This is a genomic window from uncultured Campylobacter sp. (assembly GCF_938045775.1).
GTDB lineage: Bacteria > Campylobacterota > Campylobacteria > Campylobacterales > Campylobacteraceae > Campylobacter_B.
The window spans coordinates 1-10,933 of sequence record NZ_CALIBH010000169.1; the positions used below are offsets into that span (position 1 = coordinate 1).

Genomic DNA, 10,933 nt, shown 5'->3' on the forward strand with positions numbered 1-10,933 from the left:
ACGCTCGCTTCGGCACTATGCGTGCCAAGATCGACCGCTTCGTAACCTAAAGCGGCGAGCGCTTTTTTGGCTTGCTCCTTGGCACGAAAGCCCGCATGATCGCTCGCTATGAAAATTTTATTTATTTGCATTGCCGCTCCTTATTTTTGCTCATAGATTAGGCTCTCGTCGTTTTGCAAGGTATCGACGAAGCGCCCGATTCGCTCCCAGCGGATCTTGCGATCGGCATCGATACTAAAATATGTAAACCATGGCTTGCCGACGATCAGACGATAAGGTACCGGACCCCAGAAGCGGCTATCGGCGGAATTATTTCGATTATCGCCTATCATAAAATACTCATCCTGCGGCACTTTGATGTAAAAGGCATTGAAGCTTATCCCCGCAGCTTCGAAGCTATGAGGAATTTCACTTAAACTAATGGGCTTCATAGAAAATTCACCCTTCTCAAGTGCGATTTTGACATTTGTTAGCATCGAGTTTCTAGCATTAGGGTCGTAGTGAATGCCTTTAAATTTATAGGGCTCTTTAACGTATTTTTCGCCACCTAAAATCACAATGTCGCGAGCATCATAGTTCGCAGCAATGAACTCGTCGCCTTCATGCGGACGAAGGTAGAAATTATTCAGATCAAATATCACCTCGTCGCCACCTACGGCAAAATTTCGCTTTACAAAGTGCATTTTTTCATTAAGCGGATAGCGAAAAACCACGATATCACCGCGCTTCGGACCCTCGCCACGGATGATATGCCCATCTCCGTCGCTATCAGGAGCTACCTGCCACTCTACAAACGGAATATGCGGAGTCGGGATGCCGTAGCTAAATTTTTTAACGAATAAAAAATCACCCTCCAAAAGCGTGTAGCGCATCGATCCGCTGGGGATCACGAAGGCTTGCGCCACAAAAAGAATGACGAATAAAACGACGATGACCGTCCCCGTCCAACTCGATAAAAAGTGATAAATTTTGCTTAGTATTTTCATTTAGACTCTTTGCCTTAAGCGATTTTTCGCCGATTTTATCGTATTGCTCAAAAGCATCGCAATCGTCATCGGCCCCACGCCTCCGGGCACGGGCGTGATGAACGAGCATTTTGGCGCTACCGCATCAAAATCGACGTCACCCTTTAGCTTGCCGTCGCCGCCGCGATTAATCCCCACATCGATCACCACCGCGCCTTGTTTTATCATATCGGCGCCCACAAAATGCGCCTTGCCGACCGCGGCAACCAAAATGTCGGCGTCTGCGCAAAGCTGCTTTAAATTTTTCGTCTTGCTATGAGCGATAGTGACGGTGGCGTCGGCATTTAGCAGCAGGCTTGCCATCGGCTTTCCTACGATATTGCTGCGGCCTAGCACGACGGCGTTTTTACCCACTATCTGCACGCCGTATTCCTCAAGTAGGCGCATCACGCCAAGCGGAGTGCAAGGCACAAAACCGTCCGCAAGCCCACTAGTAAGCTTGCCTACGTTTATCGCGCTAAATCCGTCCACGTCCTTTTGCGGGCTTATTTTTTCTAAAATTTTATTCGTATCGATATGTTTTGGAAGCGGCAACTGCACCAAAATGCCGTCGATACTTTCGTCCTCGTTTAAATTTTCTATCAGTTCTAAAAGCGCTGCCTCGCCCACGTCGGAGCTCAAGCGGTGCGCTACGGATCGGATCCCACAGGTGGCGCAGGCTTTTTCCTTGCTCGCGACATAGGTCTTGCTCGCCGCATCATCGCCTACTAAAATCACCGCCAGCGCGGGCTTTACGCCCTTTGCGGCAAGATCCGAAGTGTCCGATTTGATCTCTTCTTTTACCTTCGCGCTTATGCTTTTGCCGTCGATTAAAGTCATTTAAAGCCTTTTTGAAAAATAAGGCAAATGTTACCCTAAAATTTATAAAATTTAGATTTATTCAGCGGGATTTTATGGGAATTTGAAAGAATTTTAAAAAGAATTTCGTCCTAAATTTAAGCCTGTTTAAGCAAGCCGAAATTTTATCGTCGCATCATAAGCGGATGGGCGTCTTGGCGTTGCCACGCTCAGGTTTCAGCGTTCGTACAGCCAGTATAGCGGAATTGAGCCTTTTTTATCCACGGACGAGTAAGAACTGCTATGTTGTTTTTGCCCGTCGTTAAATGCCTATTATCGCGGCTCGTTGCGGTATATCCATCCTATGCGTAATAGTAGCCTGTATAATGATAATGATGGCTTGGTGCCGTATCTTGCTCGGGGGCGTTTTGCGGCCCGCTCCTAGAGCAGCCGCACAGAAATAGCATCGCACACAGAAATAAAACGATCTTTTTCACCATAAATCCTTTCAAAATTTTTATGATTTCATCTTTAAGTGGTTTTGAAATTTTACAAAATTTAGAAAAGCGCTCTAAAAATTTGCTCCCCTTTAGAATTTAAAATTTTGAATAAATTTGAACGACCAAATTTATTCAAAATTTAGGCTCCATGTAGCTTACAATCTCACGAAAAAATCAAAATTCTGGCGACACAAATCGTATTTAGTGCAATTTTACGCGATACGCGCTGTGCAAGATCGCGCAGTCTCCACCCGCGCGCTAAAATACCGCTCCGAACACAGCCGCGCCGCTCTAAATTTCAAAATTTAGCTAAATTTTAAAGGCGCCGCGTTTAAATTTACTCGTTGCGCAGTGTTTGCAGCACGTCGATCTGCGTGGCTTTTTTGGCCGGGTACCACGACGATAGCGCCACGATAACCACTGCGCCGATTAAAATCATCACCAAATCGCCTAGCGAGAGCTCCATCGGTAGCTTCGAGCTTCCGTAAACGTCGGCCGGCAGATTTACGATGTCGAAGCTTCCGAGTAGCCACACGCCGAATAGGCCCAAAATGAGCCCGAATATGATGCCGCCGCCGCCGATCGTGGCTCCGAGCGCAAAAAAGGTCCTTTTAACCTCCTTTTTGCTAGCGCCCAGGCTAAGTAAAAGCGCGATCTCTTGGCGGCGATTCATCACGGTCATCAGAAGCGAACTTACGATATTTAGGCTCGCGACCAGGATTATCAGCATCAGCACGATGAAAAGCGCGCGTTTTTCAAGTGCAAGGGCGCTGAAAAAATTGCCGTTTTGCTGCCACCAGCCCACGGCGCTAGCACCGCCGGGGAGGCTTTTTTTGATACGCTCCAGATCCTTAAACGGATCGTTTGAAAAAACATGTACGCCGTCGAATGTCCCCTCGTCGTAGCCCAAAATTTTGGCTAGATCGCTCGCGTCTGCGTAGGAATAGGCTTTATCGTAGGCGATCAACCCAGAGCTGAAATCCGCGCGCACATCAAAGCGCTTCATCTTAGGGATCAGCGCAAAGCCGCCCGGATCGCTCTTCGTAAAGATCATCGTGATCTTGCTGCCCTCATCCAGCATAAACTCGTCCTTGATCCCGTGCCCTATCATGATGCCGTAGTCCGTTAGATTGGCGTCTTTGGCGCCTGCTGCGACGACGGAGTTGATGCGCTTTTCGTCGTTTAAATTTACGCCGAAAATCAGCCCGCCCTCGAGCTTCTCGCCGCTTTTGGCGATAACTTGCGAGCTAATATACGGGCTAAAGATCAGATCGGGAAAGTCCGCCCGCAGCCCCTCCACGTCGTCTTTTGAAATGCCGCCGCGAAAGTGGCTATGGATCGTGATCGGGTAGTTCATCGTAAAGAGCTTGCGCTCAAATTCCTTATCAAAGCCGTTCATTATCGCCATCGCGACGATGAGCACCGTAAGCCCCACGCCGACGCCCAAGAACGCAAGCAGCGCCGAAAGCGTAATGAAGGGCTGAGAGCGGTCGAATCTGAGATATTTGAATAATAAATACTTTACCAAAAAGCTGTCCTTGTAAAATTTCACATAAAATTTAGCGTTAAATTCTATGTGAAATTTTAGGTATTTTGGAATTTTAAAATTCCAAAAATAGGTTTTGCGCCGTCAAATATAGAAGCTCCAGCCTGCTTTGAAATTTAAAATCGCGCCGAAATCTATTTATACGCAATGAAATTCGCCCCAAGATATCCGATACGGCAAATCAAACATATCGTCTTGCCAAAACTTTGAAATTTTAAACCCGAATTCTAAATTTTAAAATTTCAAATGCCTCGAAACTTTAAAATTTTAGAAATTTAAAACTTTTTAGAATTTTGAAATTCTTAAAATTTAAGGCTGATTTCGCTTGTAAGCTCGCCCGCGTCGCATAAATTTAAAATTTCAAATGCCGCGCAGTGTCCTAGCTGCGCACTAAATTTAAGTATCACGCGCTGATTGGCTTGCGTTTTACCACACGGCGCACCGCAACAGCGCTATGAAAAATATGCGGCAAAGCATCAGGCGCGCTTTGAAATTTTAAAATTTCAAAACTAAAATTCCACCCCATCGCGCAGCTTTGCGCGCCGTCCGCGCGGCCTCACCATCAAGCTCTTTTAAAATTTCTATCCACGCCGCCTAGCGATCGAGCCCCTTTAAAATTTTATGACGCTCTCGCCTGCGACATACGCGCTGAATACAGAAGCAAAGCAAGATCAAAAAGCGCCGATCGTGCGTACTTACGATCGATCGCCGCGCCTACCTCGCAAAGCCGCCTTTTTTCGGACCGCCCTTGCCGTGGCAGTCTTTGTATTTTTTGCCGCTGCCGCAAGGGCAAGGATCGTTTCGCTTAGGCTTTTTGTCGCCGAACTCGTCTGAGCCCTTTAGCTGCGCTTCATTCGTGCTTGCGGCGGCGAGTTCTTTGGCGTTTGAGCTCTCCATACGCTCCTGCATCGCGCGCCGCTCGGCTTCGATCTCCTCCTGTGATTTGAACTGGATCGAATGCAGCAAGCGGATACTATCGGATTTGAGGCGCATTACAAGCTCCATAAAGAGATTGTAGCTCTCCTTTTTATACTCGGTAAGCGGGTCTTTGTGGTTGTAGCCGCGAAGTCCGATGCCCGCCTTTAGGATATCCATCTGATACAGATGCTCTCTCCAGTCGCGATCGACGATCTGCAGATAAAGCATCTTTTCGATACTTTTGCGTTGCTGCGGATCGATCGGCGACATCTTGTTTTCATACGAAACGGCAAGCGCGCCGATGATCTTTTCTTTCAGCTCTTTGAAATCATCGACCTTCTCAAGCTCGCTATTTTCGAGTACCTCGCCCGTTTCTTGAGCGATTTTGGCGACAATCGGGAATTTATCGACCTCTTTGATATTTACGCCGTCGAAAATTTCAAGCTCCTCAAGCACACTAGAGATATATTCCTCGCGGTTTTGAATGATTTTATCTTTCAGATCGTAGTCGGGATCCAAAAGCTCGTTGCGATATTTATAGATCGTTTTGCGCTGCTCGTTTGCGACGTCGTCGTATTCTAGGATATTTTTACGCGCTTCAAAATGCAAGCTCTCGACCTTTTTCTGCGCGTTCTCTACTGCGCGCGAAACCATGCCTGATTCGATATGCTCGCCATCTTTCAAACCTAAGCGATCCATGATATTTTTGATCTTGTCGCTGCCAAAAATTCTAAGCAGGTTATCCTCCAAGCTTAAGAAAAATCTACTCTCGCCAGGATCGCCCTGGCGCCCGCTTCGTCCGCGGAGCTGATTATCGATGCGGCGACTTTCGTGGCGCTCGGTACCTAAAATATACAGCCCACCCAAAGCGCGCACTTCATCGTCTATGCGGATATCCACGCCACGTCCCGCCATATTCGTAGCGATCGTTACGGCACCCTTTACGCCCGCGTCTTTGATGATCTGCGCCTCGCGCTCGTGATTTTTGGCGTTTAGCACGGAGTGCGCGATGTTTTCTTTAACCAAAAGCTCGTGCAACTTCTCGCTCTTTTCGATCGACGCCGTGCCCACGAGCACGGGCTGGCCTTTGGAATTTAGCCGCTTGATCTCACCAATGACGGCATCAAATTTTTCGCGCTCAGTCTTGTAGATAAGGTCGTTTTGATCTTTTCTGATGACCGGCACGTTTGTAGGGATCGAGACCACTTCGAGTTTGTAAATTTGAGCAAATTCCGTTGCCTCCGTCTGCGCCGTGCCCGTCATACCGGCGAGCTTCTCATAAAGTCGGAAGTAGTTTTGAAAGGTAATGTCGGCAAGAGTTTGGCTCTCCTCTTGGATCTGCACGCCCTCTTTGGCTTCAAGCGCCTGATGCAAGCCTTCGCTGAATCTGCGACCCTCGCTCAGACGCCCCGTAAATTCATCCACGATTACGACCTGTCCGTCGCGCACGACGTAGTGCACATCCTTTTCAAATAGATAATTCGCCTTAAGTGCTTGATCAAGGTAGTGGCTAAGCACGGCATTTTCGAGACTATAGAGGTTATCGACGCCAAAAAGCTTCTCAGCTTTTGAAATTCCTGCCTCCGTGATCAAAACGGCGCGGTTTTTCTCATCTACGGTAAAATCGCCCGTCGCCTTGCCTTTTGGATCGGCTGGCGCCTCGCCGCGGATCATCGCACGCGCCACTTCGTTTGCCTTGATGTAGCCGTCTAGGGTGCGGTTCGTAGGGCCCGAGATGATGAGCGGCGTCCTGGCTTCATCGATTAAAATACTATCGACCTCGTCTACGATTACGAAATGATGCCCGCGCTGCACCTTTTCATCCGCGCTAAATTTCATATTATCACGCAGATAGTCAAAGCCGAACTCGTTGTTTGTGCCGTAGGTGATGTCGCACGCGTATGCAGCCTTGCGCTTGGCGTCATCGTATTCTCCGCCTACGATCACACCGGTACTAAGCCCTAAAAATTCATATAGCTCGCCCATCTGTGCGGCATCGCGCTTAGCTAGGTAGTCGTTTACGGTTACGACATGCACACCCTTGCCCTCCATCGCATTTAGCACTACCGCCAAAGTCGCTACGAGGGTCTTTCCTTCGCCCGTTTTCATCTCGGCAATCGCGCCGTCGTTTAGCACCAAACCGCCTATCAGCTGAACGTCGAAGTGGCGCATATTTAGCACTCTTTTGCCCGCCTCTCGCACGATAGCAAACACTTCGTTAAGCACGTCGTCCGTGCTCTTTTCGCCCGCGCGAACTTGCGCTCTTAACGCTTCAAATTCCGCCTTAAGCGTCGCATCGTCCATTGCCGCGTAGTTTTCTTCAAGCGCACTGATCTGCGCTGCACGCTTGGCGTATTGTTTGACGATCCTATCGTTTTTAGTGCCGAAAATCCCGTGAATGACCTTTTTAAACATTACCGAACCTTACTTTTAAAATTTTTAATCGCGCATATTAACATATTTTTAGTTTCTATTTAATTAAATCCTAGAAAAACGGCTATAATACGCGCAAATTTTCAAAAATAAAGGCAAAATTTATGAAAAAAACTCTTATTTCTTTAGCGGCAAGCTGCATTTTTGCATTCGCAAGCGGGATAGAATTCAACACTCTGAGCGCAAATTTTTCGCAAACCGTGCAGAGCGACGATGCGAAAATCAGCTACGGCGGCGATTTTAGCGCCACGAAAGAGCACGCCGTGTGGCATTATAAGACCCCTACGATAAAAAATATATTTTTTAGTTTCACAAAGGTCGTCGTAATCGAGCCCGAACTCGAGCAGGCTATCATCACGAATATCAAAGAAACGCCAAATTTAACCGCGATCCTAGCGAACGCAAAGCCAAATAAAAACGGCGTTTATGAGGCGAGTTTCGACGACGTGAAATATCTCATCGAGCTAAAGGGCGATTTGCCGAGCAAGATCAGCTACACCGATAAAATGGACAATAAGGTCGTCATAAATCTAAGCAACGTCCGCAAAAACGCGCCGGTAAACGATGCGATCTTCAAGCCCGCAATTCCGAAAAACTACGACATCATCACGCAGTAGGCGCGTGTGAGGCTACTTTTCGTCTGTCACGGCAACATCTGTCGCTCGCCGATGGCGCAGTCCGTGATGCAAAATTTCATTAATCAAAGTGGTCTAAGTGCGCGCGTGAGCGTAGATTCTGCGGCGACGCACGCCGACGAGATCGGCTCGCCGCCCTACTACGAAACGCAGCGCGTGCTAAAAGAGCAAAAGGTACCGCTCGTAGCGCATCACGCCATGCAGGTTACGCCCGCAGACTACGAGCGTTACGATCTCATACTTTGCATGGATGATGAGAACATGCGCTCGCTGGGGCGAATTTTTCGCGGCAAGGATATGGCTAAGGTAAAATTTCTTTTGGAATTTGCAGGGGAAAATTTTGCAAGCTGCGATGCGCGAAATTTTAAAGGCCCAGCAAAGCAAACCGGCTTAAATTTAAAAGGCGCCAATTCAAATTTAACCGGCTCCGAACACCTACAAATTGCCGATCCCTACTACACGCGCGATTTCGAGCGCTGCTATGCGGACATAAAACGCGGCTGCGAGGGGCTCTTGCGATACATTAAAAATTCAGACGGAATTTGCTAAAATCCGCGATTAAATTTTAGCGTCTTTAAAGAGGCGCGATTTAAAGCGATAATTCAAGGAAAAATATGTTTAGGCTTTTGATCGTTCCATATCTGATAATTGAGGCATTTACGACCTATTATTTCGTAAGCGCAAACGGCTTCGCGGCGTATGCGGTGGAGATCGTCATAAGCGCGATTTTAGGCGGTTACGTCGTAGCAAACCGCTCGTGGATGGGCTTTTTTAATCTAATGAAAATCTCGCCGAAAGAAATTTTAAGCGGCGTGGGCTTCGTCGTAGGCGGCGTTTTTCTCATTGCACCTGGCATTTTCGGCGATATTTTGGGCGTTTGCATAATCACTGCGTCGTTTTACTGCGTCACCAGCGACGTGCCTAAATTTAACGCTAGCAGCGAAAATTCCGAAAAAAGCGAACAAAAATTTTGGCGCCGCAAAGCCCACGGCGACGATGTAATCGACGTTGAGGTGATCGAAGAGAACGAAATCGAGATTCGAAAAAGCATAGGAGAGAAAAAATGAAAAATTTGATCATCGCTACGCGCGGCAGCGTGCTTGCGCTGTGGCAGAGCGAGCATATCGCATCGCTGCTTAACGCCCACGGCATCCAAGCACAGCTAAAAAGCATGAAAACCAAAGGCGATAAAATTTTAGACACGCCGCTTGCGAAGATCGGCGGCAAGGGGCTTTTTACAAAGGAGCTTGAGGAGAGTATGCTTCGCGGCGAAGCACACATAGCCGTTCATAGCCTAAAAGACGTGCCCGTGGAGTTTCCGCAAGGACTCGTGCTAGCGGCGATCTGTGCTCGCGAGGACGCGCGCGATGCGATGATTAGCGAAAAATACGCCGAATTCGGCGAGCTACCCCGCGGCGCAAAAGTCGGTACCACGAGCCTTCGCCGCAAGATGCAGCTGCTTAGCATGCGGCCTGATTTAGAGGTGATCTCCTTGCGCGGCAACGTCCAAACTCGCTTGCGAAAGCTCAAAGACGGGGAATTCGACGCGATCATTTTGGCGATGGCGGGCATCAACCGATTAAATTTACGCGCCGAGGTAAAGCACGTAGCGCCCTTTGAGGTCTCGCAGATGATCCCTGCGATGGGGCAAGGAGCGCTCGGCATCGAGGCGGTGGACGAGCCGCAAATCCTGCGCGCGATAGAATTTCTAAAAGATGAACGCGCGATTATCGAAACGACCGTGGAACGGGATTTTGTCAGGGTTTTGGAGGGCGGCTGCCAAGTGCCGATCGGCATCAACGCGCGCCTTGAGGGCGAAAATATCCACATCAGCGCGATCGTGGGCCTACCCGACGGCAGCGAGAGCATCCACCAAAGCATCATCGCGCAAAAATCGCAATACCTAAGCGTAGGCGCGGAGCTCGCGCGAGTTTTTATCGAAAAGGGTGCAAAGCAGCTTCTCACGCGCGCCGAAGAGATGGCAAGCCTATAAAAAGCGAAATTTACGGAGTTTTAAAATTTGCAAAATTTTAAAACTTCCAGAATTTATGAACTTTTTAAATTTACAAAATTTCAAAAGGCTAAATTTTGAGCTTATTCAGATCTTTTAAAACGGCAGGATTTTCAAAAATTTTTGCTTCGCTCATACTTTGCGCAAGCTACGCGTTAAGCCTAAACGCCAGCCCCAATGAGGAGCTTGTCCGCTCGCTGTTTAGCGACGCAAACTTCGATAAAAATCTTTATTTTAAAGGCGAGATGAGAAGCTATTTAAAGCGCAAATTCTACGCGGCGGATAATTATAGCGAAATCACGGTCACTCCGCTTGGACGCAGCGACGAATTTAGCGAGATTTTTCACGTATTTTTGGGCTCTAAAGAGAAGCACTTCGATCTTTACGTCTATACTAAGGAGGATGGGATCTACGCCGTGCGTGTTTTAGTGCAAACCGCTATTATTGAGGCTATCGTAAGCGAATATGAAAAATTTAACGAGGCGCAAAAACGGGAGTTTGAGCAAAGAACTGATGCAGACATCGTAAATTTAAAGCTAATCTTAGCGCCCGATAAAGAGCTTATGGAGTTCGGTAAGCGAAACCTAGCGGCATTTGAGAAAATTTACGAGCTTTACGCTAGCGGCGAGTCCGAGCGCGCAAAGGCGGAGATCAAAAGCCTGCATCTCTCTCACGCCGAGACGAGCGGCAAAAGATTTATGCTGCTCATCGGCGGGATCACCGATAACTCCGTGGGCTTTTTGCGAGTGCAAGATGAGGCGGATCTGCCGCAAATGAGCCCTAGCGAGTTTATAATGATAGAAAAAATTGCGCCGAATTGGTATCTTTTTAAAACCACATAAAAAGCCGCGCCGCAAGCGAGTTTGTAGCTTCGCGGCAATCTAAATTTAAAAGCGATACCGGCGCCTTAACCGCACCGCCGATCAAAAATCGCGTGAATTTTAAATTTAAACAGACAATCTGTAAATTCTGCATGCCGTAAATTTTTAAAGAATTTTAAAAATTTTTTGAAGTCTAAATTTAAACAAAGCGCCGCCAAAGCGCGCCGCGTTGCGCTAAATTTAGAATCAAAAGGCGAGATGGCGCAG

General features: G+C 47.9%; 11 protein-coding genes. 5 read left to right on the plus strand and 6 right to left on the minus strand.

All coding sequences use genetic code 11. The features are described 5' to 3' along the window. The 6 genes from Q0238_RS06470 to secA all read right to left on the minus strand — a co-directional run. On the minus strand, nucleotides 1–131 hold a 131-nt coding region (locus Q0238_RS06470; protein WP_297944126.1), incomplete at its 3' end, for an RpiB/LacA/LacB family sugar-phosphate isomerase. Between the two features lie 9 nt (nucleotides 132–140). Beyond that, complete coding sequence (lepB, locus tag Q0238_RS06475; protein ID WP_297944107.1) at nucleotides 141–986, minus strand: signal peptidase I; 846 nt, start codon at nucleotides 984–986, stop codon at nucleotides 141–143. Beyond that, nucleotides 987–1,844 (minus strand): bifunctional methylenetetrahydrofolate dehydrogenase/methenyltetrahydrofolate cyclohydrolase FolD, encoded by an 858-nt coding sequence (folD, locus tag Q0238_RS06480; protein ID WP_297944109.1) that lies wholly within the window; start codon nucleotides 1,842–1,844, stop codon nucleotides 987–989. Nucleotides 1,845–2,164: 320 nt separating this feature from the next. Continuing rightward, nucleotides 2,165–2,299, minus strand: coding sequence for a hypothetical protein (locus Q0238_RS06485; protein WP_297944111.1), 135 nt, complete (start codon nucleotides 2,297–2,299; stop codon nucleotides 2,165–2,167). A gap of 340 nt (nucleotides 2,300–2,639) precedes the next feature. Beyond that, nucleotides 2,640–3,830, minus strand: a complete 1,191-nt coding sequence (locus tag Q0238_RS06490; protein WP_297944113.1) for an ABC transporter permease — start codon at nucleotides 3,828–3,830, stop codon at nucleotides 2,640–2,642. A gap of 732 nt (nucleotides 3,831–4,562) precedes the next feature. Then, nucleotides 4,563–7,181 carry a preprotein translocase subunit SecA gene (gene secA / locus Q0238_RS06495; RefSeq protein WP_297944115.1) on the minus strand — a complete coding sequence of 873 codons (2,619 nt, stop codon included), beginning with the start codon at nucleotides 7,179–7,181 and terminating at the stop codon, nucleotides 4,563–4,565. Between the two features lie 122 nt (nucleotides 7,182–7,303). Between secA and lolA the strand changes: the two genes are divergently transcribed. From lolA to Q0238_RS06520, 5 genes are all read left to right on the plus strand, one after another. Beyond that, nucleotides 7,304–7,816: a LolA-like outer membrane lipoprotein chaperone gene (gene lolA / locus Q0238_RS06500; protein ID WP_297944117.1), complete on the plus strand. Its 513-nt coding sequence runs from the start codon at nucleotides 7,304–7,306 to the stop codon at nucleotides 7,814–7,816. Nucleotides 7,817–7,822: 6 nt separating this feature from the next. Beyond that, nucleotides 7,823–8,383, plus strand: a complete 561-nt coding sequence (locus Q0238_RS06505) for a low molecular weight protein-tyrosine-phosphatase (RefSeq protein WP_297944119.1) — start codon at nucleotides 7,823–7,825, stop codon at nucleotides 8,381–8,383. Between the two features lie 65 nt (nucleotides 8,384–8,448). Further along, nucleotides 8,449–8,901, plus strand: coding sequence for an FxsA family protein (locus tag Q0238_RS06510; RefSeq protein WP_297944120.1), 453 nt, complete (start codon nucleotides 8,449–8,451; stop codon nucleotides 8,899–8,901). Beyond that, a complete protein-coding gene (gene hemC / locus Q0238_RS06515; protein ID WP_297944122.1) occupies nucleotides 8,898–9,827 on the plus strand; it encodes a hydroxymethylbilane synthase in 930 nt (309 codons plus the stop codon). Before Q0238_RS06510 ends, hemC begins: the two co-directional genes overlap by 4 nt. 95 nt (nucleotides 9,828–9,922) lie before the next feature. Then, on the plus strand, nucleotides 9,923–10,687 hold the full coding sequence (locus tag Q0238_RS06520; protein WP_297944124.1) for a hypothetical protein: 765 nt from the start codon (nucleotides 9,923–9,925) through the stop codon (nucleotides 10,685–10,687). Nucleotides 10,688–10,933: the final 246 nt, after the last annotated feature.